The organism is Streptomyces marincola, from assembly GCF_020410765.1.
Classification (GTDB): Bacteria; Actinomycetota; Actinomycetes; order Streptomycetales; family Streptomycetaceae; genus Streptomyces; species Streptomyces marincola.
In genome coordinates, this window is the sequence record NZ_CP084541.1 from 590,875 (window position 1) to 617,874 (window position 27,000).

At 74.4% G+C, this 27,000-nt stretch carries 28 protein-coding genes; 5 read left to right on the plus strand and 23 right to left on the minus strand.

The features are described 5' to 3' along the window. Positions 1-132 precede the first annotated feature (132 nt). The 3 genes from rplT to infC form a co-directional block, all read right to left on the minus strand. Complete coding sequence (gene rplT / locus LC193_RS02425; RefSeq protein ID WP_086161504.1) at positions 133-516, minus strand: 50S ribosomal protein L20; 384 nt, start codon at positions 514-516, stop codon at positions 133-135. Positions 517-624: 108 nt separating this feature from the next. Then, a complete protein-coding gene (gene rpmI, locus LC193_RS02430; protein WP_086161503.1) occupies positions 625-819 on the minus strand; it encodes a 50S ribosomal protein L35 in 195 nt (64 codons plus the stop codon). Positions 820-873: 54 nt separating this feature from the next. Next, positions 874-1,506 (minus strand): translation initiation factor IF-3, encoded by a 633-nt coding sequence (infC, locus tag LC193_RS02435; RefSeq protein WP_226078453.1) that lies wholly within the window; start codon positions 1,504-1,506, stop codon positions 874-876. Positions 1,507-1,804: 298 nt separating this feature from the next. Here infC and LC193_RS02440 point away from each other — a divergent pair, with 298 nt between their 5' ends. After that, a complete protein-coding gene (locus LC193_RS02440) occupies positions 1,805-2,161 on the plus strand; it encodes a DUF1844 domain-containing protein (RefSeq protein WP_226070949.1) in 357 nt (118 codons plus the stop codon). On the opposite strand, the gene LC193_RS02445 is transcribed toward LC193_RS02440, so the two are convergent. Both LC193_RS02445 and LC193_RS02450 read right to left on the minus strand, forming a co-directional pair. Continuing rightward, the gene (locus tag LC193_RS02445) at positions 2,139-2,909 is read right to left on the minus strand and encodes an MIP/aquaporin family protein (protein WP_226070950.1); all 771 of its coding nucleotides are present in this window, start codon (positions 2,907-2,909) and stop codon (positions 2,139-2,141) included. The genes LC193_RS02440 and LC193_RS02445 overlap by 23 nt on opposite strands. 100 nt (positions 2,910-3,009) lie before the next feature. Next, positions 3,010-3,735 (minus strand): SseB family protein, encoded by a 726-nt coding sequence (locus LC193_RS02450; protein ID WP_226070952.1) that lies wholly within the window; start codon positions 3,733-3,735, stop codon positions 3,010-3,012. A 124-nt stretch (positions 3,736-3,859) separates the two neighbouring features. On the opposite strand from LC193_RS02450, the gene LC193_RS02455 reads away from it, so the two are divergent. Beyond that, a complete protein-coding gene (locus LC193_RS02455) occupies positions 3,860-4,831 on the plus strand; it encodes a serine hydrolase (RefSeq protein WP_226070954.1) in 972 nt (323 codons plus the stop codon). Here the strand turns inward: LC193_RS02455 and mycP are convergent. The 3 genes from mycP to LC193_RS02470 form a co-directional block, all read right to left on the minus strand. Continuing rightward, the gene (gene mycP / locus LC193_RS02460; protein ID WP_226070955.1) at positions 4,791-6,014 is read right to left on the minus strand and encodes a type VII secretion-associated serine protease mycosin; all 1,224 of its coding nucleotides are present in this window, start codon (positions 6,012-6,014) and stop codon (positions 4,791-4,793) included. The two genes, LC193_RS02455 and mycP, sit on opposite strands and share 41 nt — an antisense overlap. Continuing rightward, the gene (locus tag LC193_RS02465; protein ID WP_226070957.1) at positions 6,011-6,838 is read right to left on the minus strand and encodes a hypothetical protein; all 828 of its coding nucleotides are present in this window, start codon (positions 6,836-6,838) and stop codon (positions 6,011-6,013) included. Before LC193_RS02465 ends, mycP begins: the two co-directional genes overlap by 4 nt. Before the next feature lie 286 nt (positions 6,839-7,124). Further along, positions 7,125-8,045, minus strand: coding sequence for a DUF2510 domain-containing protein (locus tag LC193_RS02470; protein WP_226070965.1), 921 nt, complete (start codon positions 8,043-8,045; stop codon positions 7,125-7,127). Positions 8,046-8,411: 366 nt separating this feature from the next. Between LC193_RS02470 and LC193_RS02475 the strand changes: the two genes are divergently transcribed. Beyond that, positions 8,412-9,158: a gamma-glutamyl-gamma-aminobutyrate hydrolase family protein gene (locus LC193_RS02475; protein ID WP_226070967.1), complete on the plus strand. Its 747-nt coding sequence runs from the start codon at positions 8,412-8,414 to the stop codon at positions 9,156-9,158. 14 nt (positions 9,159-9,172) lie between these two features. On the opposite strand, the gene LC193_RS02480 is transcribed toward LC193_RS02475, so the two are convergent. Together LC193_RS02480 and LC193_RS02485 are read right to left on the minus strand one after the other, a co-directional pair. Then, on the minus strand, positions 9,173-9,883 hold the full coding sequence (locus LC193_RS02480) for a helical backbone metal receptor (protein ID WP_226070968.1): 711 nt from the start codon (positions 9,881-9,883) through the stop codon (positions 9,173-9,175). 26 nt (positions 9,884-9,909) lie between these two features. After that, positions 9,910-11,103 (minus strand): cation:proton antiporter, encoded by a 1,194-nt coding sequence (locus tag LC193_RS02485; RefSeq protein ID WP_226078454.1) that lies wholly within the window; start codon positions 11,101-11,103, stop codon positions 9,910-9,912. Positions 11,104-11,348: 245 nt separating this feature from the next. Between LC193_RS02485 and LC193_RS02490 the strand changes: the two genes are divergently transcribed. Further along, positions 11,349-12,254, plus strand: coding sequence for a 5'-3' exonuclease (locus tag LC193_RS02490; protein ID WP_226078455.1), 906 nt, complete (start codon positions 11,349-11,351; stop codon positions 12,252-12,254). A 39-nt stretch (positions 12,255-12,293) separates the two neighbouring features. On the opposite strand, the gene LC193_RS02495 is transcribed toward LC193_RS02490, so the two are convergent. From LC193_RS02495 to LC193_RS02545, 11 genes are all read right to left on the minus strand, one after another. Beyond that, a complete protein-coding gene (locus LC193_RS02495) occupies positions 12,294-15,101 on the minus strand; it encodes a DEAD/DEAH box helicase (RefSeq protein WP_226070970.1) in 2,808 nt (935 codons plus the stop codon). 95 nt (positions 15,102-15,196) lie between these two features. Further along, positions 15,197-16,138: a diacylglycerol kinase gene (locus LC193_RS02500; RefSeq protein ID WP_226070972.1), complete on the minus strand. Its 942-nt coding sequence runs from the start codon at positions 16,136-16,138 to the stop codon at positions 15,197-15,199. A gap of 12 nt (positions 16,139-16,150) precedes the next feature. After that, a complete protein-coding gene (gene tatC / locus LC193_RS02505; protein ID WP_226070974.1) occupies positions 16,151-17,086 on the minus strand; it encodes a twin-arginine translocase subunit TatC in 936 nt (311 codons plus the stop codon). A gap of 72 nt (positions 17,087-17,158) precedes the next feature. Beyond that, positions 17,159-17,443, minus strand: a complete 285-nt coding sequence (tatA, locus tag LC193_RS02510; RefSeq protein ID WP_226078456.1) for a Sec-independent protein translocase subunit TatA — start codon at positions 17,441-17,443, stop codon at positions 17,159-17,161. A 123-nt stretch (positions 17,444-17,566) separates the two neighbouring features. Continuing rightward, positions 17,567-17,794: a hypothetical protein gene (locus LC193_RS02515; protein ID WP_226070976.1), complete on the minus strand. Its 228-nt coding sequence runs from the start codon at positions 17,792-17,794 to the stop codon at positions 17,567-17,569. Positions 17,795-17,796: 2 nt separating this feature from the next. Next, on the minus strand, positions 17,797-18,765 hold the full coding sequence (locus LC193_RS02520) for a helix-turn-helix transcriptional regulator (RefSeq protein WP_226070978.1): 969 nt from the start codon (positions 18,763-18,765) through the stop codon (positions 17,797-17,799). Between the two features lie 13 nt (positions 18,766-18,778). Then, the gene (locus LC193_RS02525) at positions 18,779-19,729 is read right to left on the minus strand and encodes a helix-turn-helix transcriptional regulator (protein ID WP_226070980.1); all 951 of its coding nucleotides are present in this window, start codon (positions 19,727-19,729) and stop codon (positions 18,779-18,781) included. Between the two features lie 77 nt (positions 19,730-19,806). Continuing rightward, positions 19,807-20,181: an FKBP-type peptidyl-prolyl cis-trans isomerase gene (locus tag LC193_RS02530; protein ID WP_226070982.1), complete on the minus strand. Its 375-nt coding sequence runs from the start codon at positions 20,179-20,181 to the stop codon at positions 19,807-19,809. Between the two features lie 153 nt (positions 20,182-20,334). Continuing rightward, entirely contained in the window at positions 20,335-21,357 is a 1,023-nt protein-coding gene (locus LC193_RS02535) for an FKBP-type peptidyl-prolyl cis-trans isomerase (protein WP_226070984.1), read from the minus strand. Between the two features lie 103 nt (positions 21,358-21,460). Next, positions 21,461-22,822 carry a Pup--protein ligase gene (pafA, locus tag LC193_RS02540; RefSeq protein ID WP_226070986.1) on the minus strand — a complete coding sequence of 454 codons (1,362 nt, stop codon included), beginning with the start codon at positions 22,820-22,822 and terminating at the stop codon, positions 21,461-21,463. A gap of 69 nt (positions 22,823-22,891) precedes the next feature. Then, positions 22,892-24,094, minus strand: coding sequence for an MFS transporter (locus LC193_RS02545; protein WP_226070994.1), 1,203 nt, complete (start codon positions 24,092-24,094; stop codon positions 22,892-22,894). A gap of 94 nt (positions 24,095-24,188) precedes the next feature. Between LC193_RS02545 and LC193_RS02550 the strand changes: the two genes are divergently transcribed. Beyond that, positions 24,189-25,217: a LacI family DNA-binding transcriptional regulator gene (locus LC193_RS02550; RefSeq protein ID WP_226070997.1), complete on the plus strand. Its 1,029-nt coding sequence runs from the start codon at positions 24,189-24,191 to the stop codon at positions 25,215-25,217. A 79-nt stretch (positions 25,218-25,296) separates the two neighbouring features. Here LC193_RS02550 and prcA read toward each other — a convergent pair whose 3' ends face one another. Then, positions 25,297-26,097: a proteasome subunit alpha gene (prcA, locus tag LC193_RS02555; protein ID WP_226070998.1), complete on the minus strand. Its 801-nt coding sequence runs from the start codon at positions 26,095-26,097 to the stop codon at positions 25,297-25,299. Positions 26,098-26,154: 57 nt separating this feature from the next. Then, the gene (gene prcB, locus LC193_RS02560) at positions 26,155-27,000 is read right to left on the minus strand and encodes a proteasome subunit beta (RefSeq protein ID WP_226071000.1); all 846 of its coding nucleotides are present in this window, start codon (positions 26,998-27,000) and stop codon (positions 26,155-26,157) included.

Consider the following 27,000-nt stretch of genomic DNA (forward strand, 5'->3'; position numbering starts at 1 on the left):
TCCGGGCGGAACGCGGAGCGCGGCGGAGGCGCGGGGGGCGTCCGGGAAGACGAGGACCCGCAGGCACAGCCTGCGGGTCCGGTCGCGCCGGTGGACGGCGGGCGGGGCGCACGGCCCGCCCCTGCCGTCGGCTCAGGCGGCCTTCGGGGCGTTGACGTCGCTGGGAAGGGCCTTCTGGGCCGTCTCCACCAGCACCGCGAACGCGTTCGGGTCGTTGACCGCGAGGTCGGCGAGCATCTTGCGGTCCACCTCGATCTCAGCGGCCTTCAGGCCCTGGATGAACCGGTTGTAGGTGATGCCGTTGGCGCGGGCGGCGGCGTTGATCCGCTGGATCCACAGCTGCCGGAAGTCGCCCTTGCGCTTCTTGCGGTCGTTGTAGTTGTAGACGAGGGAGTGGGTGACCTGCTCCTTCGCCTTGCGGTACAGGCGGGAGCGCTGGCCGCGGTAGCCGCTGGCCTGCTCCAGGATCGCCCGGCGCTTCTTGTGGGCGTTGACTGCCCGCTTGACGCGTGCCACGTGTGTACTCCTTGTAGCGGGGCCGCGGTGTGCTCACGCGGCCCGGAACGGATGGGGTCCGGCCTTCTGATCGGGCGGCGCCGCCGGGTGCCGGCGGGCGCGCCCGGCTCACATGCCGAGAAGCTTCTTGATCCTCTTGGCGTCGGCCGGGGCCGTCTCCGTGGTGCCGGCGAGGCGACGGGTCAGCGTCGACGACTTGTGCTCCAAGTAGTGGCGGCGACCGGCGCGCTGGCGCATCACCTTGCCGGAACCAGTCACCTTGAAGCGCTTGCTGGTACCGCTGTGCGTCTTGTTCTTCGGCATGTCGCCGTGTCTCCTCGTCGTCTTGCTTTCCTGTGCCGCGGGGCGGCGTCCGGCTCAGGCGGACGCCTTGCCCTGCTGGCGCTCGGCCTTGCGGGCGGCCTGGGCCTCCCTGGCCTCTGCCATGGCCTCGGTCTTCTTCTTGTGCGGACCGAGAACCATGATCATGTTCCGCCCGTCCTGCTTCGGGTTGGACTCAACGAAGCCCAGGTCCTGGACATCCTCGGCGAGCCGCTGCAACAGCCGGTATCCCAGCTCCGGGCGGGACTGCTCACGACCGCGGAACATGATCGTGATCTTGACCTTGTCCCCCTGCTTGAGGAACCGGACGACGTGACCCTTCTTGGTGTCGTAGTCGTGCGGATCGATCTTCGGCCGGAGCTTCATCTCCTTGATGACCGTGTGCGCCTGGTTCTTGCGCGCCTCACGGGCCTTCATGGCCGACTCGTACTTGAACTTTCCGTAGTCCATGAGCTTGCACACCGGCGGGCGGGCGTTCGCCGCCACCTCGACCAGGTCCAGGTCGTACTCCTGGGCAAGCTCCAGGGCCTTGGCAAGCGGCACGATGCCGACCTGCTCGCCGCTGGGACCGACGAGTCGCACCTCGGGGACGCGAATCCGGTCGTTGATACGGGGCTCGGCGCTGATGGGGCCTCCTCGGTTGGCGCCGCACGGATGCCTGGCGGACAGCCGTGCCGGAATAGATCATGTGGACCGCCGCCGCGCGGCGTCGAAAAAACGCCCCGGGCAGCACGCGGGCGGGGCTCCACAGACCGGGAGCACCACCGCGGCTCATCGCGGGGCGCAGCCTGACCGAAGACCTGCCGGCCGCGAGGCCGATCAGGTGGGAGCGCGGAGCCTCCACTTGCGGGCCGGGCACATGGATGTCCGGCCGGTCACTTTCCATCGTACAACACCAGGACAAGGGGGGCGCGCGGGCGCGGGCCCCGAAACGGCGGGCCGCCGCGGGCCGCATAGGCTGGCCCGCATGAGCGACCCCAGCGAGCACGGCGACCGCGTCGGCGGCATGGCCCGCGACATCGCGGAGGTGCCGGCGGCCGAGCTGATCACCACGGTCGCGGTGCACCTGATGAGTTCGGCCGCGGTCAGCCTCGGCCTGGCGGAGGACGGCGAGCGGCACCGGGACCTGGACGAGGCCCGCAAGCTGATCACGGCGCTCGCCGGCCTGGTCACGGCCAGCGCGCCCGACCTCGGCCCCCAGCACGCCGCGCCCCTGCGGGACGGCCTGAAGTCGCTCCAGCTCGCCTTCCGCGAGGAGTCCGCGGTACCGGACGAGCCGGGCGCGGGCCCGGGCGAGGCGTTCACCGGTCCGCTTCCCCGCTAGCCTCCCCGCCCGGCCCGCGCCCCCGCCTGCCGGCCTTACGCTCGGTGAGCCACTCGTCCTCCTGCGGGTGGACGACCCGGTGCGCGATCACCCCGAGGGCCGCGCCGACCAGGGGCGCCAGGATGAACAGCCACAGCTGCACCAGCGCGTCCCCGCCCGCGAACAGCGCGGGCCCCAGGCTCCGCGCGGGGTTGAGGGAGGCGCCGGTCAGGGGAATGCCCACGAGGTGCACGACGCCGAGCGCCAGGCCGACGGGCAGCCCGTCGAGCCGTTCGAGCAGCAGGCCGCGGCTGACCGAGAGCCACACGAAGACGAGCAGGAACGCCAGCATCGCCTCCGCGACGAAGGCGCCGCCGGTCGAGAGGCCGACCGCCGACCTGTCGCCGTAGCCGTTGGTGCCGAACGCCTCGCTCGTCTCAAGTCCCGGCACCTGGTGGGCGACGAGGAAGAGCAGCGCGGCGCCGACGACGGCGCCCAGGAACTGCGCCGCCCAGTACAGGCCCGCGGTCCGCAGCCCCATCCGGCCCGACAGCAGCACGCCGAGCGTCACGGCCGGGTTGACGTGCGCGCCCGAGACCGGGCCGAGCGCCCAGACGAGGGCGACCAGGGTGAGCCCGAAGGCCAGGGCTATGCCCAGCGTGCCGATGTACTCGCCGGCCAGTACCGCGGAACCGACGGCGAAGAAGACGAGGACCAGCGTGCCGAGGAATTCCGCCGCGAGCGGTTGCGGTTCTGTCTCCGCGGACATGAGCGCCCTCCTGTGCCTGTCGTGCGTCCTGGTCGCAGTCTGGGCCCCGGCCGGGCGCCGGTGCATCCCGGCTCGCGCCATCCGGGTGGCGCGCGGCGCCTCAGCGCCGGTAGGTCGGCCCCCCGGGGACCTCGCTCCCCGGCGGCAGCAGGGCGATGCGCAGGCCGCGGACCAGGCGCGTGCGCAGCACCTCGTGCGCGGCCAGGGCGCGGGCGAGGCCGCCGACGGTCTCCTCCGCGGGCGCCCGCGCGTCGAGCACGAGGGCCAGAGTGCCGTCCGCGTCACCGCCGGGCACGAGGCGGGCGGCCACGACCGCCGGTTCCGCCGCGAGCACGTCGTGCACGGCGCGTTCGACGTCCGGGCCCACGGCGGGGCCGCCGTCGGCGGCCACCGTGCGCAGCGCGGGTCCCGCCAGGGTGTAGGTGACCGGGCCCGCGAGATCGAGCACGAGCGCTCCCGCGCCCTCCTGGACGGCCGCCGACAGGGCCTGCCGCACGGTGACGGCGACGGGGCGCGCGTCCTCGCGCCACCGGGCGAGGGAGTCCGTTGAGGTGAAGACCGGCAGGGCCCGCCTGCCGTCGGGGACCTCAAGGGTGAGCACGGCCATGTCGCTGCTCTTCTCCCTGCGCAGCCCGTCCGGGCCGGTCTCGGCCTCGCCGAGCACCGCGACCACGGGCACGAGCAGCCGGGCGCCGGCCAGCGCGGCCAGGACGGCCGGCTCGGCCGCCCGGTCGCGGGCGTATGCGGCGAGTGCCCGCCGCAGGGCCGGGTCGGCCGTTCCGTCGTCGTCGGCGAACGCCGGTCGCGGGATGTTCTTGAGCGCCACCCGACGAGGGTATGCGAGGGCCGCGCGCCGCGTGCGGGGGGCCCTCCCGGGGCGGTGGGCACCGTTACGCGTTCTTCATGCGACCGGCGCTGACTCGCAAGGGCGTGCGAGATAACGTGCCGTCATGAATCTGCCGCGGCGTTTCCGCCCTGCCCTGGTGGTGCACACGGCGCTCGCGACCACGCTGCTCGCCATCACCGTCGCCGGGGACGCGGGCCCGCCGCCGCGGGGTCCTGAGGACCTGCCGCGGCCGGTGGACGACGCCGCGCCGGGCGACGCGGTGCCGGACGCCGCCCTCCGGCCGGCGTCCCCAGGACCGGGCGGCACCTCGCGGAGCCTGCTGGCGCCGCGCTCCGGCCCCGACTTCGTGCTCGCCGAGGCCATGGGCCCGCTGCTCGCCGGCGGCCCGGCGCGGATCTCCGTCTCGGTGCAGCCGCTCGCGGGCGGGCGGGGCGCGTCGTTCGGCGACGAGCGGTTCGACACCGCGAGCATCGTCAAGGTCGACATCCTGGCGGCGCTGCTGCTCCAGGCGCAGGACGCGGGGCGCGCGTTGACCCCGGCGGAGCGGTCGCGGGCCGAGGTGATGATCCGGAACAGCGACAACGAGGCGACCGACGCGCTGTGGCTGTCCATAGGCGGCGCCGCGGGCCTCGACACGGCCAACCGGCGGCTCGGCCTGGCCGCCACCACCGGGGGCGCCGGGGGGCACTGGGGCCTCACCCAGACCACGAGCAAGGACCAGGTGGCGCTGCTGCGCGCGATATTCGGTGAGCGGTCCGCGCTCGCCCCGGCCTCGCGCGCCTACATCCGCGACCTGATGGGCGGCGTCGTGGACGGCCAGCGGTGGGGGGTCTCCGCGGCGGCCGACGGCGCGTTCGAGCTGAAGAACGGCTGGCTGCCGCGGACCGGCACCGAGCTGTGGGACATCAACAGCATCGGCCGGGTCACCGCGGGCGGCCGGGACTACCTGGTGGCCGTGGTGTCCGACGGGCACGCGACGCGCGAGGAGGGCATCGCGGCGGTCGAGGCGGCGGCGGAGGCCGCCGTGGCGTCGCTCACCGCGGCGGATGGCCCGGCCGCGCGGCCGGAGGTCTGAGCCCGCCCCGCCGGCGGGCGATCCGCCCGGTGAGCAGCGCGCCCGAGGCGCCGAGCAGCAGCACGCCGATGCCGCCGGAGACCGGCGCGAGCCAGGCCGTGCCGCCGGAGCCGGCGGCCTCCTCGCGCGGGCCGGGGCCGAAGTACTCGGCGCCGTGCGGGCCCGCGGCCGGTTCCAGGGGCCGGCCGGTGAGTCCGGCGGCGGCCTCGATCGCGGCGGCCGGGTCGACCGTTCCGCTGCCGATGGCGTCGTTGCGGCCCTCGCGCGGCGGGTCCTGCGCGGTGCTCGCGAGCAGGTCGCGCACCTGGGCCGGGGTCAGTTCCGGGTGGGCGGCGAGCAGCAGGGCGGCGGAGCCGGAGACGAACGCGGCGGCGGCGGACGTTCCCCAGCCGGTGTAGTACTCGCGGTCGGGGTCCGCGACGATCACGTCCTTGCCCGGCGCGCAGACGGTGGCGTACCAGCGGCGCGTGGAGAACTCCGCGGGGCGTCCGCCGCGGTCCACCGCGGCGACCGCGATGACGCCGGGGTAGCCGGCCGGGTAGGAGACGGGGTCGCCGCGTTCGCCGCCGTTGCCGGCCGAGGCGACGACGACCGCGCCCCGGGCGAGGGCGTAGCGGACGGCGGCGTCCTCGGCCGGGTCGGGGTGGGCGGACTCGCTGTCGTCGCCCAGGGAGAGGTTGATGACGTCGGCGCCCTGGTCGGCGGCCCACCTGATGCCGTCGGCGAGCGCGCCGGAACGCGCCTCCCGGGCCTCGTCCCGCTGCGGGTCGTCGTCTTCGAGCAGCACGCGGACGGGCAGCACGGTGGCCTCGGGGGCGACGCCGATGATGCCCGAGTCGCGGCCCGCGCCGTGGCCGCGGCCGGCGATGATGCCGGCCATGGCCGTGCCGTGCGCGGCCCACTCCGGGTCGCCGGGCTCGGCGCCCATGCCGACGAAGTCCGTGCCCCGGCGCACCGCGCCGGCCAGGTCGGGGTGGGTGGGGTCGACGCCGGTGTCGAGCACGGCGACGGTGACGCCGTGGCCCCGGGTCGTCTGCCAGGCGGCGGGCGCGTTGATGGCGTCCAGGGCCCACTGCTGCTGGTCGCGTATCGAGTCGGCGCGGGCCGCCGTCGCGGGCAGCGGCGCGACGGCCAGCACACAGGCCAGGGCCAGGGCGCCGCGCGCGCGGGACCCGCCGGTCACCGCGGCTCCTCCGCGTACCGTTCCGCGGTGGTCACGAGCCGCTCCTCGACGTGGCCGGTCAGGCCGCGGGCGTCGTGGCCGAGTCCTGCGAGGGCCGCGGTGCTGTCGTGGCCCTCCGCGGTGGCCGCGGCGGCGGGCTCGGGGGTGCCGTACACCCGGCCGTCGGCGAATCCCGAGACCCCCCAGGCGACGACGGGCAGTCCCGGCACGACGCCGATGGTCCAGCTGGCGCGCTGCCGGGGGCCGAAGTCCTCGGCGGCGGTGCCGGGGGCGGCGTAGGGCAGCGGCAGCAGGTCGGGGCGCGCGGCCAGTTCCTCGTCGGTGAGCCTGGCGTCGAGCGCCGCCATGGCGCCGGCGTCGGCCTCGGTGAACAGCAGGCCCACCGTGGTCACCGAGGTCTCCGTCTCGTCGGTGTAGGTGGCGCGCAGGAGCCGGTGGCAGCCGACGGCGGCGAGGACTTCGGAGAGCAGGGGATCGAACGCCTCGGCGCAGGTGCTGTCGGGGGCGACGGCGACGCGCACCCAGCGCCGGTCGGCGCCGCCGGGTCCCGCGCCCTCGCCGGTGATCTCGGGCGGGAACAGCTCGTCCACGGGCACCTCGCGCCACAGCCCGCGGCGCGCGTCGAACGCGACCTCCGCCGCCGTGCGGTCGTCCCCGCCCGCCAGCCAGGTGCCCGCCGCCGCGCCGCCGAGCAGCCCGGTGCCGAGCACGCCGAGCACGAGGGCGGCGGCCAGCCGGGACGAGGCGTGGGCGGTGGCGGCACGCAGCAGCGCGCCGGCCCGGCGGCGCGGGCGCGCCGCGGGCGGCGGCACGTGCGGGGGCACCGGTGGCGGCTCGCCGGCGGCCGGCGGGTGTCCCGGGGGCCGCGGCGCCGAACGGGGCGCCGCGGCGGGGCGGGGCGGGGCGACCGGGTGCGGGGGCGCGGCCGGGCGCGGGAAGCGCGCGGCTCTCGGGGGCGCGGGGCGCCGGGGCGGGACAGCCGGGGGCGTCAGGGGCGGCAGTGGTGAAGACCGCGGTCCCTGCTCGGTGCTCATCCCCACACTCCCCGGCCGCCCGGCTGCCCGCTGGTCACCTGTGCACGATCGACTCGGTCACTTTACGTGTGCCTGCTCAGACTTCGGTACCTGCCCCGGGCGCGGCGGCCCGCACGCCGAGGACGACGCGGTCGATGTCCTCGGGCGGCGGCGCCTCGTCCCCGATGTCGAAGCCGGCGCGGATGACGACGAGCCCGCCGCTGCCGTCGGGCGCGGGGAAGGCCGCGGACTCGACGTGGGCGGCGGTGCCCGAGGCCGTTTCGATGCGGGTGCGGACGCGGTATCCGTCCTGCCCGGCGAACGTGGCGGCCTCGGCGAGCACTTCCTCCCGCTCGGTGATGGCCCCGTAGGTGTCCTCGCCGTACGAGGCGCTCTCGGCCGCGCCGATGTCGGCCCGCACGTACTCCTCGGGCGGGACGTTCGCGGCCCCGGGTATGAAGCCCAGGCTCACGCCGGCGCGCAGGCAGGTGGCGGTCCCGCCGCCCGGGCAGGGGTGGGGGCCGATGCCGACGGCGGCGCCGCCGTCCTGCCCCATCTCCTCCCAGCCGTCGAGGAGCGGCAGGGCGACGCCCCCGGGCGCGGCCTCGGTGTGCGAGCCGCCCTCGCGGGCGTCGTCCCCCGACTCCTCGTCCCCCTCGGCGAGGGCGCCCACGCCCGCGGGCCGGCCGTCCCCGTCGCCCGGCAGGACCAGCGCCCCGGCCACGAGCGCGGCGGCGAGCGCGAGGCCGCCGACGACGATGCCGGCCCGCGGGCCCCGGCGGGCCGTGGCCCGCGGGGCGAACGGCGGCGGGGGCGGCGCGCCGGGCGTCCCGCCGGGCGGGAACGGCGCCGCGCCGGGCGGCGTGCTGCCCGGCGCGGTCGCGGGGACGGCGGGATTCGTCCCGGCCTCGCGGGTGTGATCGGTCCACGCGGAGCCGTCCCACCAGCGTTCCGGTGCGGGCCCCTGGCCGGTGTGGCTCGGGTCGGAGTACCACCCGGGCGGAGTCGTTGCGCTCACAGACGGAAACTTCTCACACCGGGGCCGTCCCGGCCACCTCCCCGTCGGCCAGGGGGTTCCGCCGGCGGGCGCGGGCGCGCGCCGGGTGCCCGGAATGCCACCGCCTGCGGGGAGTTGGGCCGCGGCGGGGCCGCCCCGGGCCGCACCGGGCAGCACCGGAGCCGTCGCGGGCGGACCGCGCGCCACCACGCGCGCGGGCGCGGGCGCCGGGTGCGCGCGTGGTGGCCATCGGCCCCGTCGCCTTCTACAGTCGGCTCACCGTCCGGCGGCCACGGCGCCGGAGGCGTCAGGCGAGGCGTCAGGCGGCTCCGGCCGACCGGAGCCGCCCGGCATACCGGCGGCCTGCGATGACCGAGGGGAGCGGGAGTGCGACCACCCTTGATCGGCGTCAGCACCTATCTGGAGGATTCTGTCCGCTGGGGGGTGTGGCACGACTCGGCGGCACTGCTGCCGGCCGGCTACCACCGGCTGGTGCGGCGCGCGGGCGGCCTCGCGGTCCTGCTGCCGCCGGACGAGGCGCCCGCGGCGGTGGCCGCGGTGACCCGGCTCGACGGGCTGGTGATCGCGGGCGGCCCCGACGTCGACCCGGCCTGCTACGGCGCGGCGCGCGATCCGCGCACCGGCCCGCCCGCGCCGGAGCGGGACCGCTGGGAGCTGGCCCTGATCGAGGCGGCGCTCGACCGGCGGCTGCCCCTGCTCGGGGTGTGCCGGGGCATGCAGTTGCTGAACGTGGCGCTCGGCGGCAGCCTGCGCCAGCACGTCGACGGCCACGCCGGGCCGCCCGGCGTCTTCACCGAGCACGAGGTGCGGCCCGTCGCCGGAACGTCGCTCGCCGCGGTGCTGCCCGGGCCGTTCGCCGTGACCGCCTACCACCACCAGGCGGTCGACGTGCTCGGCCACGGCCTGGTCGCGTCCGCCTTCGCGCCGGACGGCACGGTCGAGGCGGTCGAACTGCCCGTTCCCGGCGGCCTCGTGCTGGGCGTGCAGTGGCACCCGGAGGCGGGCGGCGGTCCGCACGACGTGGCGGTCATGCGGGCCCTGACCGGCGCCGCGACCGCCGGGGCGGCCCGCTCGCCCGGGGTGCCGGGGCCCGCCGGCCCGCCCGGCGGCTGAGCGCCGGCAGGGCGTCAGCGCGCGGCGGCGAGCGCCGCGCCCAGCACGGCGGGCGCCTCGGCCAGGGAGGGTCCGTACCAGGTGAGGTGCCGGCCGCTGACGAGGGCGGCGGGCAGTCCGGGGAACGCCTCGGGCCCGTCGTCGGCCGAGAAGGCGTACGGCTCGTCGGGCAGGACGACGAGGTCGGCGCGGCCCGGTGCGGTCAGTTCCGCGAGCGGGACGCGCGGATAGCGTTCGGCGTGGTCCGCGTACACGTTGCGCACGCCGAGCCGGCGCAGCACGTCGCCCGCGAAGGTGTCCCGGCCGAGCACCATCCACGGGCGCCGCCACACCGGCACCACGGCGGCCCGGTCGCGGTCGGCCGGGACCGCGGCCCGCCAGGCCGCCTCGGCCCGTTCAAGCCACGGCGGCCCGGGCAGGCCGCAGGCGGCGAGCACGCGGGTCAGCTCGGTGAACGCCTCGGGCAGCGAGCGCACCCGGGTGACCAGGACGTCGAGCCCCGCGGCCCTGAGCGCGTCCAGGTCGGGCCGCCGGTTCTCCTCCTCGTTGGCGAGCACGAGGCCGGGGCGCAGCGCGACGATCCGCGCCACGTCGGGGTTCTTAGTGCCGCCCACCCGGGCGACCTCAAGGTCCTCCGGGTGGGCGCACCAGTCGGTGGCCCCCGCGAGCAGCCCGGGCGCGGTCGCCGCGACCGCCTCGGTCAGCGACGGCACGAGGGAGACCACGCGCCCCGGGCCCGTGCCGCTCCCGTTCACCGGGCCGCGGGAGCCGGTTGCTCCTCCTCTTCCCGCTGCCGCTCCGCCATCACCTTGCCGCCGGGCAGCAGGCGGGCGAGCCAGTGCGAGCGCCCGGCCACGAGCGGTGCGACCACGGCGAGGATGAGCACGTATCCGGCGATGAACGGGGAGAGCCTGGCGTCGAGACCAGCGGCTGCCGCCATGGTGGCGAGGATCAGCGCGAACTCGCCGCGCGCGAGCAGCGTGGTCGCCACGTTCGCCGTCGGTTGCGGGCCGAAGCCGTAGATGCGCGCGGCGAACAGGCCGGCCAGCACGTTCATCGACAGCGTGACCACGACGGCGGCCAGTACCGGCCAGATGACGCTCGGCAGGTCGCCCGGGTCGATCGACAGGCCGAAGCCGAAGAAGAAGATCGCGGCGAACGCGTCGCGCAGCGGATGCACGAGGTTGAGCACGCGCCCCCGGGAGCTGGTGTTGCCCAGGATGAGGCCGACCATGAACGCGGCGATGGCGTCGGCCACGCCGAACTTCTCCGCGATCCCGGCCACGAGCACCGCGGCGCCGAGGAAGGAGATGACCAGCAGCTCGTTGTCCTTGGTGTCGAACAGCCGGCCGATGATGCCCGTGCCCCAGCGGGCCGCGATGGCGAGCAGCAGCAGGAATCCGAACGCCTTGCCGATGTCGAGCAGCATGGCGCCCACGTCGTCGGCACCCGAGATCACCGGCTGGAGCGCCGCCAGGTAGAGGGCGAGGAAGATGTCCTCGACGACGATGATGCCGAGGATGGGCTTGGTCTCCGGATTGCCGATGCGGCCGAGGTCGACCAGGACCTTGGTGACGATCGCCGAGGACGAGATGCCGAGGACACCGGCGAGCACCAGCGCCTCCGAGGTGCCCCAGCCGAGCGCGAAGCCGAACGCCAGGCCGGCCCCCACGTTGAGTATCAGGTAGGCGGTGCCGGCCACCACCATCTTGCGGCCACCGGTCTTGAGGTCGTCCATGTGGAACTCAAGACCGAGGTAGAACAGCAGCAGCACCAGGCCGAGCGCGGAAAGCATCTCCAGGTCGTGCGGATCGTCAAGGAGCACGAAACCCGGGGTGTTGGGGCCGAGAAGTATCCCGGCGAGGATGAACAGCGGGATCGTGGGCAGTCCTATGCGCCCGCCGAGGCGGGCGAGGATGGCGGCGGCGACGAAGGCGCCGCCCATGGCGAGCAGCGTGTCGGCGTGTCCCATGACTCTCACCCCTCACTGACGGTTGCGGAAAACGGACGGCGGCCGGGTCGGGCGGGCGTCGGAAAGCGGATGGCTCCTCCTAGGCGTCCGGACGGCTCGGTCGATGAGCGTCAAGAAAGCGTTAATACTTAGCTTACCAAACGATTTTTTCGGGCCCCAGGGGCGGGTCACCCGCCGGGGACCGGTGCGGCATGATCCGGGGTGTGACCCGACGACTCATGCTGCTCGACACCGCGTCCCTGTACTTCCGGGCCTACTTCGGTGTCCCCGAATCCGTCCGCGCCCCGGACGGCACTCCTGTCAACGCCGTGCGGGGCCTGCTTGATTTCATCGCCAGGCTCGTGGCCGACCACCGGCCCGACGACCTGGTGGCCTGCCTCGACGAGGACTGGCGGCCCGCCTGGCGCGTGGCGCTGATCCCCACCTACAAGGCACACCGCGTCGCCGAGGAGACAACCGGCGGCCCCGACGCCGAGGCCGTTCCCGACACGCTCACCCCGCAGGTGCCCGTCATCCTCGACGTGCTCGACGCGATCGGGATCGCCAGGATCGGCGCGCCCGGCTACGAGGCCGACGACGTCATCGGCACCCTGACGCACCGCGCCACGGGCCCGGTCGACATCGTCACCGGCGACCGCGACCTGCTCCAGCTCGTGGACGACGCCCGTGGTGTGCGGGTGCTCTACCCCGTCAAGGGCGTCGGCACGCTCACCACGTTCGACGAGACCGCGCTGCGCGGGAAGTACGGCGTCGACGGCCCCGGGTACGCCGACCTGGCGCTGCTGCGCGGCGACCCGAGCGACGGCCTGCCCGGCGTCCCCGGCGTCGGCGAGAAGACCGCGGCCCGCCTCCTGGACCGGTACGGCAGCCTGGACGGCATCCTCGCCGCGCTCCGGGCGCAGGATCCCGGGTTCACCCCGGCCCAGCGCAAGAGGCTCACCGAGGCCGAACCCTACCTGGCCGTCGCCCCGCGCGTGGTCCGGGTCGCCACCGACATCCCGCTGCCCGACCACGACCCGGCGCTGCCCGCAGCGCCCGCGGACCCGCGCCGCGTGGACGAGCTCGCCACCCGCTGGGGCCTGGGCGGCTCCCTCACGCGCCTGCTCACCACCCTGGGCGGCTGAACGGCGGCCCACCGGGGCGGCCAGGGCGCCCGGCGGCCGTCAGCCGACCGAGCTGTAGGCCACCACTCCGCGCAGCATCTTGTCGACGGCCTTCCGCGCGGTGCGCGGCACCGTGCCGTCCTCGGGCGCCGCGGCGGCGAGCTGGCCGAGCACGTCGATGACCTGCTTGCACCAGCGCACGAAGTCACCGGCCGGCATGTCCGCGTCCCGCAGCACCTCGTCCAGGCCGCTCCCCTGCGCCCACCGGTACGCCGGCCACGCGAACCCCAGGTCGGGCTCGCGCTGCCCGACCCCGGTCGCCTGGCCGATGTGGTGCCGCTCCTCCAGTGCGTCGAGCCGCCCCCAGATGCCGATCATCTCGCTCAGCGCCTGGCGCGTGCGCCCGCCCGGCACCTCGGGCGCGGGCGCGTCGTCCGCCGACCTGGCCTCGTAGACCAGGGCGGAGGCGCAGGCCGCGAGCTCCGCCGGGCCGAGCCCCTCCCACACGCCGTCGCGCAGGCACTCGCCGGCCAGCAGGTCGAGCTCGCCGTACAGCCGCGCCAGCCGCCGGCCGTCCGGCGTCACCTCGTCGCCCCGCAGGTAGTCGAGCTCGGTCAGCAGCGCCGCCACGTCGTCGAAGGTACGGGCGATCGTGTTCGTCCTGCCCTCGATGCGCCGCTCAAGCTGCCTGGTGTCCCGCCGCAGCCGCTCGTAGCGTTCCGCCCACCTGGCGTGGTCCTCCCGCTCGTCGCAGCCGTGGCAGGGGTGGGCCCTGATCTCCGCGCGCAGCCGCGCGATCTCGTGGTCGTCGGCCGCGGCCGACCGCTCCTTGCGGTGCCGCCTCGGCACCACGTGCCCCGCCTTGGTGCGCAGCGCCGACGCCAGGTCGCGCCGCGACTGCGGGCTGCGCGGGTTGAACGACTTGGGAATGCGCATGCGCTCCAGCGGCTCCACCGGCACGGGGAAGTCGATCGAGGCCAGCCGCTTCACCTGCCGCTGCTCCGTCAGCACCAGCGGACGCGGGCCCTCGTGGTGCTCGAAGCCGCGCCGCCCGCCGCCCCCGCCGGGCACGCCCGGGTCGAGCACGAGCGCGAGGCCGGCGAACTTCCCGGTCGGGACGTGGATGATGTCCCCCGGCCGCAGCTGTTCGAGCGAGGTGTGCGCCGCGGCCCTGCGCTGCGCCACGCCCTGCTTCGCCAGCTCGGTCTCGCGGTCCTTCAGCCGGCGCCGCAGCCGCGCGTACTCGGTGAAGTCGCCCAGGTGGCAGGTCATCGCCTCGCGGTAGCCGCGCAGCCCGTTCTCGTTGCGCTGCACCTGCCGGGAGATGCCCACCACGGAGCGGTCCGCCTGGAACTGGGCGAACGAGGTCTCAAGCAGCTCGCGCGAGCGCTGCCTGCCGAACTGCGCGACCAGGTTCACGGCCATGTTGTAGGAGGGCCGGAAGGACGAGCGCAGCGGGTAGGTCCTGGTCCCCGCCAGCCCCGCGAGCGCCGCCGGGTCCATGCCGCGCTGCCACAGCACGACCGCGTGGCCCTCGATGTCGATGCCGCGGCGGCCGGCCCGCCCGGTGAGCTGGGTGTACTCGCCCGGCGTGATGTCGGCGTGCTGCTCGCCGTTCCACTTGACCAGCTTCTCCAGCACCACGGAACGCGCCGGCATGTTGATGCCGAGCGCCAGCGTCTCCGTGGCGAACACCGCCTTCACCAGCCCCTGGACGAACAGCTCCTCGACGATCTCCTTGAACGTCGGCAGCATCCCCGCGTGGTGCGCCGCGATGCCGCGTTCCAGCCCTTCGAGCCACTCGAAGTAGCCCAGGACGTGCAGGTCCTCGTCGGGGATCGCGGCCGTGCGCCGCTCCACGATCTCGCGCACCCGCCCGCGGGCCGCCGCGTCGTTCAGCCGCAGCCCGGCGTGCAGGCACTGCTGGACGGCGGCCTCGCAGCCGGCCCGGCTGAAGATGAACGTGATGGCGGGCAGCAGCCCTTCCGCGTCGAGCCGGTCGATGACCTCGACCCGGCTCGGCGTGTACGTGCGCGCGCGCTGCCTGCGCTCGCGTTCCCGCTCGGCGGCCCGCTTGCGGTCGCGCCCGTTGCGGTAGCGCTCGCGCGCGGTCCACGGACGGCTGTTCTCCATCCGCGCCATGCGCACCAGGTCGGGGTTGACCTCGCGCTTGTCCTCCGACTCCTCGAACAGGTCGTACATCCGCCGGCCCGCGAGCACGTGCTGCCACAGCGGCACGGGCCGGTGCTCGGAGACGATGACCTCGGTGTCGCCGCGCACCGTGTCCAGCCAGTCGCCGAACTCCTCGGCGTTGGAGACGGTCGCGGAGAGCGACACCAGCGTCACCGACTCGGGCAGGTGGATGATCACCTCCTCCCAGACCGCGCCGCGGAAGCGGTCCGAGAGGTAGTGCACCTCGTCCATCACGACGTGCCCGAGGCCGCGCAGCGCCTGCGAGCCCGCGTACAGCATGTTGCGCAGGACCTCGGTGGTCATCACAACCACGGGCGCGTCGGAGTTGACGCTGTTGTCACCGGTGAGCAGACCCACCCGGTCGGCGCCGTACCGCTTGACCAGATCGGTGTACTTCTGGTTCGACAGGGCCTTGATCGGCGTGGTGTAGAAGCACTTGCGGCCCTGCGCCAGGGCCAGGTGGACGGCGAACTCCCCCACGATCGTCTTGCCCGATCCTGTGGGGGCCGCGACGAGCACCCCCTTGCCGGCCTCCAGGGCCTGGCACGCCTCGATCTGGAACGCGTCGAGACCGAAGTCGTACAGCTCCCGGAACGACGCGAGGGCGGTGGCCTGCTCGGCGGCGCGCCGCCTGGCGGCGGAGTAGCGCTCAGCAGGGGACATGTGGTCGGTCATTGTGCCTACGAGCCTACCGGCCCGGGCGGCCGGCGCCCCGGGGACTTCTCCCGGCCGCCCGGGACCGCCCGCCACCGCGCGCCCGGCACGACCGGTCACGGCCGCCGCGGCCCGGCCGCCGGCTCCGCCGCGCCGCCGCCCGGCTCCGCCGGCGCGAGCAGCCGCAGCGCGCCCGGCACGCAGCGCGCCGTCAGGGGCAGCGGCCCCAGCGGCTCCCCGTCCGCCCAGCCGGTCACCCCCGGCGCGTCGATGACCACCTCGGCGGCGCGGTGCACCGAGACCGCGGGGTGGCCGAGGTGGGTCCCGCGGTACACGCGCGGGAAGACCCGCAGCAGCGTGCGGCGGCTCACCTCGCCGACCACCGTGATGTCGAACAGCCCGTCGTCCGTCCTCGCCCCGGCGCAGATGCGCATGCCGCCCCCGTAGCCGGGCCCGTTGCCGACGGCGACCAGCGTGGCCTCGAACTCGCGCCACGGCCCGCCGTCCAGCCGCATGCGGTAGGGAACGGCGCGCAGCCTCCCCAGCTCGGCGAGCATCGCCACGTCGTAGCGCAGCCGCCCGCGCGGCCGGCGCATCCGGTTGCCGCGGTCGTTGACGCGCGAGTCGAAGCCGGAGGCCAGCACGCTGCCGAACCAGGCGGGCCCCACCCGGCCGAGGTCGAACGCGCGGACGTGGCCGCCCTTCAGCGCCGCCGCGACCAGCCGGGCCGCCGCCGCGGGATCGCCGAGCGGCAGCCCGCAGGCGCGCGCGATGTCGTTGCCCGTGCCCGCGGGGACGAGGCCGAGCGGCGTGGTGGTTCCGGCGACGGCGCGCAGGGCGAGCCCCACCGTGCCGTCCCCGCCGGCCACGACCAGGGCGCCGGTGCCCCGGTCGACCGCGGCGCGGGCACGCCGCACGGTGTCCCGCGCGTCCGCGCCGACGACGGCGCGGACCAGGAAACCCGCGTCCCGCAGCACACGCCCGGCGCGCAGGGCGGCGCGCGAGGCGCCCCCCTCACCCGCCGCCGGATTGACCAGCAGCGTGATCTCGCCGCTCACGGCCGCGCCGGGTCAGGTGGCGTCGTCGAAGCCGTTGAGCCGGGTCGATCCCCCGGACTCCGGACGGGAGCCGTCGCGCGCGGTCGTGACCGGCTCGGGCTCGTCGATGCTGGACGGCGTGAGGTCGATGTCGGACGCCTCGTCGTCGCTCAGCGCGTGGTCCGGGTTCGACCTGCGCCGCCGCTTGTCGTTGAGCAGGGCGATGCCGCAGGCCAGGAAGTACAGTCCGGTGACCGGGACCTGGAGGGCGATCATCGACATGAAGTCGGTCGGGGTGATGGCGGCGGCGAAGACCGCGATCCCGACGACCATCCAGCGCCACCAGCTCAGCATGCGCCGGCCCGAGACGACCCCGCCGAAGTTCAGCAGGACCAGGAGCAGGGGCAGCTCGAAGGACAACCCGAAGGCCAGCGCCATGCGGACGGTGATGTCAAGCAGTTCCTCGACGGTCACGAGGTTGTCCACGCCCGGAGGGCTGAACTGCAACAGCACCGGGATCGCGCGGGGCAGCAGCCAGTAGGCGAAGTAGACACCGGTCAGGAACAGCGGGACCCCGACGGCGACGACCGACCGCGCGTACTTCTTCTCGTTGCGGTGCAGGCCGGGCGCGATGAACGCCCACACCTGGTAGAGCCACACCGGCGAGGCGGCGATCAGGCCCACCAGCAGCGACACCCGCAGGTAGGTCGCGAACGGCGAGGTCAGGCCCTGCTGGGTGAGCGTGGCGCAGCGCTCCGTGGCCCGCTCCGTCTCGTTGACCTCATGGCACTCGGGGAGCGGCTCGGTGAGCACCTCCATGATGTCCCTGGCGAAGAACAGCGCGACGATCGTGATCGCGAGGACCGCGGCCAGCGAAATACCGAGGCGATTGCGCAGCTCGCGCAAGTGCTCGGTGAGAGGCATCCGCCCCTCGGGGTCCTTCTCCTGCTTACGCGTGGCCCTGGGCACCCCACGTCCTCGTCTCTGGGACGGCCGGATCAGCTCCGACCGCCCGGCCTCACTCCTGGTAACGGCGGGGCGTCAGCCCTGCGAGGTCCGCCTCGGCTCGTCCACGGGGCGGGAGCTTTCGATGTCGCCCGGCGCGGCCTGGATGGTGCGCGGTGCCGCGGTGTCCGCGGACGGCGCGGTCGAGGCGTCCGCGTCGGTCTTTCCGCCGTCGTTCTTCATCGCGGCGGTCTCGCTCTTCAGGATGCGCAGCGACTTGCCCAGGGAACGGGCCGTGTCCGGCAGCCGCTTGGCCCCGAAGACCAGGATGACGAGGACTGCGATGAGGACGATCTGCCATGGTCCGATCTGACCCATAATTCCGTCTTCTCTCTCATCGGGGAATGCCCTTCGGGCGGTCCGGCACGGACATTCCCGACCGTCCCGTACGAGCAGTAATCCTAACGCGCAAGGGTGAACGCGAGGCAATGCCTGAACGGCCACCTATTCGTCCGCATTGTGTCCGCCGTTCGATCGCCGGACCAGTCCGCCCCTGGCGGCCAGCGGCGCCGCCGAACGCTCCAGGTCCTCCATCGCCCTGGTGATCCGTTCCGTGCTGTCCCCCACGGCCCGCGCGAACCGGCGCACCTCGATGCCGACGCGGACCGCGAGCACGCCGAGCACGGCCACCCCGCAGAACGCGAGGGCGAGCTGGAACATCGGCCAGAACACCGCTACGGCACCTCCTCGTACTGGTCGAGCGCGGCGCGGGCCGCCTCACGCGCGCTGTCGGCCAGCGCGGGGGGCGAGACGATGCGCCCGTCCCGGCCCAGCCGCAGCGCGAGCCTGCGCAGCGTCGCCGGGTCCGGGGTGCGGAGCGTGACCCGCAGCCCGCCGTCCGGCAGTTCTTCGGCCGCGTCATGCGGATAGTACTCGGCGACCCAGCGCCCGCCGGGGCCGACCTCGATCACCACCTCGGGGTCGGTCGGCGCGGGCTGCACCAGGCCCTCGCTGAGGTCGCGCGGCTCGATCGGCGGCGGATCGGCCGGGGTGTCGAGCAGTTCGATGCCGGCCACCCGGTCCAGCCGGAACGTGCGGCGCGCCTCGCTCCTGCGGCACCACGCCTCGACGTAGGTGTGGCCGACCGCGAACAGCCGGATCGGGTCGATCTCCCGGTCGGTCAGCTCGTCGCGGCCCGGCGAGTAGTAGCGGATGCGCAGCCTGCGGCGTTCCGTGATGGCGCGGTCGACGTCCGCGAACACCCCGCCCTCGGACTCGAACGTCACCGAGACCCGCGAGCTGGCCCCCGCGCTCTCCCCCGCCGCCGCCTCCAGCTTCGCCGTGGCCCGCACGAGGGCGTCCCGGTCCCCGTCGCGCAGCCCCGGCAGGGTGGCCACCGCGCGGGCGGCGACGAGCAGCGCGGTGGCCTCGTCGGCGGCCAGCCGCAGCGGCTGGCCCGTGCCCGAGCCGGTGGCGTCCGCGTTGTACCACCAGATGTGCTCGCCGTCGGTGTCGATGTCGAGCAGGTCGCCGCCCCGGAAACTCGTGCCGCACATCGGCAGCACGTTCAGGTCGGAGATCAGCTCGTCCTCCGTGATGCCGAACGCCCGGGCCACCTCGTCCACCCGGGCGCCGGGCCGTTCCCTCAGGTAGGTCACCAGCGACAGCATCCGCCGGGTCCTGTCGATCGCCGTGGTCGCCACGTCGGTCTCCCCCTCAGCCCTTGGCGACGGCGCGCAGCCGGTCCACCACGTCCGCCCGCAGCTCCGCGGGCTCCAGCACGATCACGTCCGGGCCGAACTCCGCGAGCCACGCGCCCAGGCCGTGCCCGTGGGGAATCTCCAGTTCGTCCCAGCCCCCGTCCCGCTCGCTGACCACGGTGGCGCGTGCCCGCAGCGGGTAGCCCGCGCCGGCGCGCAGGAGGATTCTGGCCTGCCCCGTGGCGTGCTCCCCCGCCCACCTGGCCACGCTCTCGCGCACCGCGACCTGGCCCGGCACCTCGGCGGTGAACGTTCCCGAACGCGACCTGACGCGGCCGACGATGCGCGAGAGCCGGAAGACGCGGACCGCGCCGCGGTCGCGGTCGAAGCCCGCGAGGTACCAGTGCCCGCGCCAGCACTCCAGGGCCCAGGGCTCGACGTGCCGGGTCCCGGGGCGCGCGGCGTTGGACTTGCGGTAGTCGAAGGACACCGGGCGCCGGTCCCGGCAGGCGATCATCAGCGGCTCGAACGCCGCCTCGCCCGCCGGCACCCTGGGTTCGAGCGCGCTGTACGCCTCCCGGTCCTCCTCCAGGGGCATGCCGGCGGCGCGCAGCTTCTGGAGCGCGCCGCTCGCGGCCCCGGCGAGCCTGGCCTGCTGCCACACCTTCGCCGCCAGGCCCAGGGCCGCGGCCTCCTCGGCGTCCAGGGTCACGGGCGGCAGCTGGTTGCGGTCGCGACGGGCCACGTAGCCGACGTCGCCGTCGAGGTTCTCCACCGTCTCGATGACCATGCCGAGCTCGCGCAGGTCGTCCTTGTCCCGCTCGAACATCCGGTTGAAGGCGTCGTCGGAGCCCACCTCAAGGTACGCCTCGATGGAGGTGCGCAACTCCCGTTTGGTCAGCGCCCGTCCCGTCCCCAGCAGGCACAGGGCCAGATTCATCAGCCGCTCGGCCTTGGCAATCGCCATTGACGCGCCGCCCCTCCTCCTCAACGCAGCAGGCCCACCCCCGCGAGGGGATGGGCCCACCGTACCGCCTGCGCGGATCAGGCCGAGACCAGATCGCAGACGAAGATCAGCGTCTCGCCCGGCTTGATCCGCCCGCCGCCCGCGCCGGCGTCCCCGTACGCGAGGTGCGGCGGGATGATCAGCTGCCGGCGACCGCCGACGCGCATGCCCTGGACGCCGCGGTCCCAACCGGGGATGACCTGGCCGGCACCGAGCTGGAAGCGCAGCGGCGCGCCGCGGTTCCAGCTGGCGTCGAACTCCTCACCGGAGCTGAAGGCGACCCCCACGTAGTGCACGGAGACCTCCGTCCCGGCCTGCGCGACGGGGCCCTCGCCCTCCCAGAGATCCTTGATCTCCAGGTCGGCGGGCGGCTCGCCGCCGGGGAAGTCGACCTCGGGCTTCTCGGTGCTCACAGAAACTCACTCCTCCTTGCGGACACACCCGCGGGCATGCCGGTGGACGAAACCTCGGACAGAATCCGCGACCGTGCCGGGACGCAGCCGTCGACCGTCGCGGCACCCCAGTCTGCTGTGGCCGTGCGACGGCCCTCCGGGCGGGGTGGGGGCTCAGACCACGCCGATGACGTCGACCACGAACACCAGCGTCGAACCGGGCGGAATGGCGCCGTTGCCGGACTCGTTGTCGCCGTAGCCGAGGTCGGGCGGGATCACCAGCAGCACCCGGTCCCCCACGTTCTTGCCGGCCAGGCCCTGGTCCCAGCCCGCGACGACCGACTGGGTGCCGATCTGGAATCCGGAGGCGGCGCCGCGCTCCCAGGAGGAGTCGAACGTCTCGCCGTCGGCCCACGTCAGGCCGACGTACTGGGCGATGACGCCCTGCCCGTCGGTGACCTCGGGGCCGTCGCCCTCGATGAGCACCTGCTCCTGGAGCTCGGCCGGCGGGTCCTGGCCCTCGGGGATCGTGACGGCGGGCGCCTCGTCCCCCTGGTCGGTGACCTCGGGCATGCCGTCGGCCGTGGCCGCGTGCTCGCCCTCGACGTGCGAGGCGGCGTCGACGGTCACCGTGCCGCCGATGTCGAAGACCCACACCACGCCGTCCTGCTCACCGAAGCCGGCGTTCACCGCCCCGGCGCCGAGCATCTCGGTGACCGATCCCTCGACCTGGACCCGGCTGCCCACGGTGGTGCCCGCGAGCGGCGCGGTGGCCGGGGCGGGGATCATGGACTCGGCCCCCACCTGCACGACGAACTGCTGCCGGGGCGCCTCGCCGCCCTCATCGGCCTGCCCGCCGCCCTGGGTCTGCTCGGTGTTGGCCCAGGTGTTGAGCAGTTCCATCTGGTTGGTGGTGACCTGGCCGACCACGTCCACCCGGACGAAGTCCCCGTCCCGCACCTCGGCGCCGTCCCCCTCACTGACGACTTCGACCACCGTCTCCTCGCCGATCTCGGCGTCCTCGTCGACGGTGATCTCCGGGGGCGCGCCGAGATCACCGGAGACGGTGGCCACCGGCCCCGAAGGGGCGGAGGAGTCGTCGGCGGCCCCGGAGTCCTCGGAGCCGCAGGCAGTCAGGAGCAGTGCGGGAACGGCCAGCACCGCGGCGACGCGGTGCGCTCGTTTGGTGGGGATCATCTGTCCAACTTGGGCTAGCACGTCCGGGGCGGGACCCCGCTGGTCCCGCCCACCCTACGGCTTCTTCCCCTGCGTGCCCGTTTGTCCGGCGCCCGGCCGCGCCTCACATGCCGGCGATCAGCTTCTCCACCCGCTCGTCCACGGAGCGGAAGGGGTCCTTGCACAGCACGGTGCGCTGCGCCTGGTCGTTCAGCTTCAGGTGGACCCAGTCCACCGTGAAGTCGCGGCGCTGCTCCTGGGCGCGGCGGATGAAGTCGCCGCGCAGGCGCGCGCGCGTGGTCTGCGGCGGCACCGACTTGCCCTGGAAGATCTTCAGGTCGTTGCAGACGCGCTGTGCCTGGCCGCGGCGCTCCAGCAGGTAGTACAGCCCGCGGCGCCGGTGGATGTCGTGGTACGCGAGGTCTATCTGCGCGACCCTCGGGTGGGACATCGTGAGGTTGTGCTTGGCCCGGTACCGCTCGATGAGCTGGTACTTCATGACCCAGTCGATCTCGGTGTTGATCTTGTCGAGCTCCTGGGCGCGGATCGCGTCGAGGGCCCGCCCCCACAGTTCGAGGATCTGCTCGGTCAGTCCGGTCCGCATGCCGCGGCGCTCGCAGAAGTCCAGCGCCTTCTCGTAGTACTCCTGCTGGATCTCCAGCGCCGACGCCTCGCGCCCGGTGGCGAGCCGCACCTTGCGCTGCCCCGTGATGTCGTGGCTGACCTCGCGGATGGCGCGGATCGGGTTCTCCAGGGTGAGGTCCCGCATCACGGTGCCGGCCTCGATCATGCGCAGCACGAGGTCGGTGGCCCCGACCTTCAGCAGCATGGTCGTCTCCGACATGTTCGAGTCGCCGACGATCACGTGGAGCCTGCGGTACCGCTCGGCGTCGGCGTGCGGCTCGTCCCTGGTGTTGATGATGGGCCGCGACCTGGTGGTGGCCGAGCTGACCCCCTCCCAGATGTGCTCGGCGCGCTGGCTCACGCAGAAGACCGCGCCGCGCGGCGTCTGGAGCACCTTGCCCGCGCCGCACACCAGCTGGCGCGTGACGAGGAACGGGATCAGCACGTCCGCGAGCCGCGAGAACTCGCCGTGCCTGGCCACCAGGTAGTTCTCGTGGCAGCCGTAGGAGTTGCCCGCGGAGTCCGTGTTGTTCTTGAACAGGTAGACGTCGCCGGCGATGCCCTCCTCGTGCAGCCGCCGCTCGGCGTCGACCAGCAGCCCTTCGAGAATGCGCTCGCCGGCCTTGTCGTGCGTGATCAGCTCGGTCACGTTGTCGCACTCGGGGGTGGCGTACTCCGGGTGCGAACCGACGTCCAGATAGAGCCGTGCGCCGTTCCGCAGGAAAACGTTGCTGCTGCGGCCCCAGGACACGACTCGGCGGAAGAGGTACCGCGCCACTTCGTCCGGTGACAGCCGCCGCTGCCCGCGGAACGTACAGGTGACGCCGTACTCGTTCTCCAACCCGAAGATTCGGCGATCCATGAGTGAACATTACGCCCGATGCCGGGTTCTGAAACCGGGTTGGCGTGCGGCGTTTCGATCATTTTGCGATCACCGCGACGGGGTAGGCGCGAGGGCCGGGACGGCCAGCGCGCGCCGGCCGGCGAGCAGGGCCGCGAGGGCGCAGGCGCCGCCCGCGGCGGCCACCGCGAACCCCGCCGCGTCCCGCCCCCATTCGATGACCGGGCCCACCACGGCCGTGCCCACGGCCGTGCCGACCCCGAACGTCGTGACCAGCCAGGAGAACGCCTCCGTGACCGTGCCCACCGGCGCGTGCCGGTCGACGACGACGAACGCGCAGGCCAGGGCGGGTGCGAGGAAGACGCCCGCGACGCCTGCGAGCGCCGTCATGGCCGCGACGTGCTCGGGCACCAGGAACAGCGGCACGTAGCAGGCGGCCAGCGCCGCGGTGAGGCCGAGCAGGCGCCGCTCCGGCTCTCCCGTCCACTCCCGGCCCCCGTACCACAGGCCGCCGAGCAGCGCGCCGGCCCCGAGCGCGGACAGCAGGTAGGTCGCCACCAGTTCGTTCCCGCGCTCGTCCGCGTAGGCCACGGCGGCGACCGAGATGGCTCCCAGCGCGACGCCCACGAAGAAGAAGCACCCGAGCAGCGTGCGCAGCCCCCGCGAGCGCAGCGCACCGAGCCAGTGCGCCTCGCGCGCCGCTCCGCGCCAGCGCCTCGAAGGGGCGGACAGCACCACCGACAGGGCGCCGAGCACACCGACGGCGTTGATCACCAGCAGGGCGGCGGCCTCGGACCAGGCGGCCACGAGCAGCATCACGACCAGGGGCCCGCCCGCGAACATCACCTCCTGCGCGACCGCGTCCAGCGCGTACGCGCGGTGCACGAGGTCGGCGCGCCCCAGCACGCTCGGCCACAGGGCGCGCAGCCCGCCCTCAAGCGGCGGCGTGGTCAGCCCCGCGACCACGACGGCCGCGCAGGCCGCGGCGAACGGCTCGGTGCCCAGCACGGCGAACAGGCCCATCGCGAGCGCGGAGGCCACCGCCGCCGGCAGCATCACGCGGAACTGCCCGTGCAGGTCGACCAGCCGGCCGAGCAGCGGCTGGCCCACGGCCGTGGCCAGTCCGTGCGCCGCGGCGAACACGCCGGCCAGCGCGTAGCCGCCGCCGTCGGCCCGGGTGAACAGGACGATGGCCAGTGCGGCCGTGCCGTGGGGAAGCCGCCCCACGAGCGTGCCCGCCAGGAGGCGCAGCACGTGGCGCCCCCGCAGCAGTTCCGCGTACCCCGTCGCCATGCGGCGCTCCTCCCGCCCGTTGAAGTGTTACGTATAACGCGCTTGATTGTACGTACGATGGCGGCATTCCGGGAGCCGATGGGAGCCTTCGAGCGTGAGTGAACGACGCACGGGCCGCGCCGCGCCCACGAGTCGGGACGTGGCGGGGCGCGCCGGGGTCTCGCAGGCGACCGTCTCGCTGGTGCTCAGGGACCGCTGGCGGGGCCGGGTCTCCCCCGCGCGGGCGGAGGCCGTGCGGGCCGCCGCCCGGGAGCTCGGCTACCGGCCGAACGAGGCGGCCCGGGCGCTGCGGCTCGGGCGCGGCAGGACCGTGCTGGTCGTCGTCCCCGCCCTGACCAACGAGTTCTTCGCACGGGTGCACGCGGGGGCAGTGCGCGTGGCCGAGGAGGACGACGTGGGCGTGGTCCTGTACAACTCACCGCTCGGCAGCGGGCCGGCGCGCGACCCGTTCGTCTCGGCCGGGGCCGCCGTCGACGGGGTGCTGGCCTCCTCGATGGCCGCGGACGCGCTCACGACGCTCAGCGACGGCGGCCTGCCTCTGGTGATGCTGGACAGCGAGCCCGGCGGCCGGGCCGCGGCCACGGTCAACTTCGACATCGGGGCGGCCACGCGCCATGTGGCGCGGCACCTGCTGGACCTCGGCCACCGGCGGTTCGCGCACATCGCGGCCGATGTCGACTCCTGGACGTTCCGCGAGCGGGCGCGGGTGCTGGCCGAGGAACTGGCCGCGGTGCCCGGGGCCCGCCTGCTGGCCACGTGCCGGGCGCCGATCGCCATGCCGGGCGGCGTCCTCGCCGCCGAGCAGGCGCTGGCCCCGAGGGTCGGGAGCCGGCCCACCGCGCTGGTGTGCGACGACGACCTGCTGGCCGTCGGGGTCTGCAAGGCCGCGCGCAGGCTCGGCCTCCGGGTGCCCGAGGACGTCTCGGTGACCGGGTTCGACGACCTCACGCTCGCGGTCGCGGTGGAACCGGAGCTGACGACCGTTCACCTCCCCGGCGAGGAGCTGGGCGCCAGGGGCATGCGGGCCCTGCTCGCCGTGCTGCGCGGCGAACGGCCCGGCACCACCGTCCTCCCCGCCGCCCTCGTGCGGCGCGGCTCCACCGGCCGGCCGCCCGCCGCCTGAGCGGCCCGCACACGCCCGCGCCCCCGGGGCGGAGCGGTGGCTCCGGCCGGGGGCGCGGGCGAACGGCCGCGGGTTCCGCTCAGTCCTTCGAGCCGTCCTCGGCGCCGGCCGCGCCCTCGTCCGGGGCCGCGCCGGACTCCGCCGCCTCCTCGCCGCCGCCCTCGGCCGGGGCGGGCGTGCCCGCGCCGTCGAGCAGCTCGGCCAGCTGCCGGCCGAGCAGGCGCTTGAACTTCCGCTGCTGCGGTCGCTTCCGGTCGAGCAGCGCGACCTCAAGCTGATCGGCCGTCAGCGTGCGGTCGTTGCCCCCCGAGTCCCGCCCGAGCGACTCGACGGCCAGCCGCAGCGCCTCGCCGAGATCCATGTCGTCCCGGTGCCGCTGCCCGAGGTAGCTGCCGATCTGATCCGAGTTGCCGCCCACCGCGACCGAGCCGTGCTCGTCGATGATCGACCCGTCGTGGGGCAGCCGGTAGATCTCGTCCTCGGCGGGGCTCTCGCCCACCTCCGCGACCAGCAGCTCGACCTCGTACGGCTTCTCCGCACCGCTGGAGAAGATGTTCCCCAGGGTCTGCGCGTACAGGTTGGCAAGACCGCGGGCGGTCACGTCCTCGCGGTCGTAGGTGTATCCGCGCAGGTCGGCGTAGCGGGTGCCGCCGATGCGCAGGCTCTCGTACTCGTTGTACTTGCCGGTCGCGGCGAACGCGATCCGGTCGTAGATCTCGCTGACCTTGTGCAGGGCGCGCGAGGGGTTCTCCGCGACGAACACGATGCCGTCGGCGTACTGCAACACGACCAGGCCGCGCCCGCGCGCGATGCCCTTGCGGGCGTACTCCGCGCGGTCCGCCATGGCCTGCTGGGGTGAGACATAGAACGGCGTCGACACCGGCTACTCGTCCCTTCCTGTCCGTCGAAAAAGTCTGCGGCGCCACCGGGCGGGAAACTACAGAACCGGTGCCTGGGGCCCGTTCGGGAGCTGGAGCCGGGCCTCGTGCACGGCCCGCGCGATCCCGGACACCTCGTCCTCGGTGAGCCTGCGGTACCCATCCTCGGTGATCACCGCGACGATGGGGAAGATCCGCCTGGCCAGATCGGGGCCGCCCGTCGCCGAATCGTCGTCCGCCGCGTCGTAGAGGGCCTGCACCACGGCCGTGGTCGCCTGCTCCTCGCCGAGGTCGTCGCGGTGCAGCTTCTTGAGCGAGCCGCGGGCGAAGATCGAGCCGGAGCCGACGGCGGCGAAGCCCAGTTCCTCGGAACGGCCGCCGGTCACGTCGTAGGAGAAGATCCGGCCGCGCTGCCGCTCCACGTCGTACCCCGCGAACATCGGTACCACGGCCAGCCCCTGGAGGGCCATGCCGAGATTGCCGCGGATCATCGTGGACAGCCGGTTGGCCTTGCCCTCCAGGGAGAGGGCGTGCCCCTCGACCTTCTCGAAGTGCTCAAGCTCCAGCTGGAACAGCCGCACCAGCTCGACCGCGATCCCGGCGGTGCCCGCGATGCCGACCGCGGAGAACTCGTCGGCGGGGAACACCTTCTCGACATCGCGCTGGGCGATCATGTTGCCCATGGTGGCCCTGCGGTCGCCGGCCAGGACCACGCCGCCGGAGAACGTGGCCGCCACGATCGTGGTGCCGTGCACGGTCTCCACCGGGCCCTCGACCGGAGGCAGCGACCGGCCGCCGGGCAGCCGTTCCGGTGCGTAGTCGGAAAGGAAGTCCAGAAAGGAGGAGGACCCCGGCCGCAGGAAAGCCGCCGGGAGTCGCCCCTGATCGTGGAAGTTGGCCGCCAC

Coding starts and splice junctions, on each gene's coding strand:
- LC193_RS02445 (WP_226070950.1), bottom strand. CDS start 2,909: ATGTCCGCGGAGACAGAACCGCAACCGCTCGCGGCGGAATTCCTCGGC.
- pafA (WP_226070986.1), bottom strand. CDS start 22,822: ATGGATCGCCGAATCTTCGGGTTGGAGAACGAGTACGGCGTCACCTGT.
- LC193_RS02485 (WP_226078454.1), bottom strand. CDS start 11,103: ATGGGCGGCGCCTTCGTCGCCGCCGCCATCCTCGCCCGCCTCGGCGGG.
- LC193_RS02535 (WP_226070984.1), bottom strand. CDS start 21,357: ATGATCCCCACCAAACGAGCGCACCGCGTCGCCGCGGTGCTGGCCGTT.
- LC193_RS02455 (WP_226070954.1), top strand. CDS start 3,860: ATGAATCTGCCGCGGCGTTTCCGCCCTGCCCTGGTGGTGCACACGGCG.
- LC193_RS02545 (WP_226070994.1), bottom strand. CDS start 24,094: ATGGCGACGGGGTACGCGGAACTGCTGCGGGGGCGCCACGTGCTGCGC.
- LC193_RS02440 (WP_226070949.1), top strand. CDS start 1,805: ATGAGCGACCCCAGCGAGCACGGCGACCGCGTCGGCGGCATGGCCCGC.
- LC193_RS02495 (WP_226070970.1), bottom strand. CDS start 15,101: ATGACCGACCACATGTCCCCTGCTGAGCGCTACTCCGCCGCCAGGCGG.
- LC193_RS02525 (WP_226070980.1), bottom strand. CDS start 19,729: ATGGCGATTGCCAAGGCCGAGCGGCTGATGAATCTGGCCCTGTGCCTG.
- rpmI (WP_086161503.1), bottom strand. CDS start 819: ATGCCGAAGAACAAGACGCACAGCGGTACCAGCAAGCGCTTCAAGGTG.
- LC193_RS02490 (WP_226078455.1), top strand. CDS start 11,349: ATGCTGCTCGACACCGCGTCCCTGTACTTCCGGGCCTACTTCGGTGTC.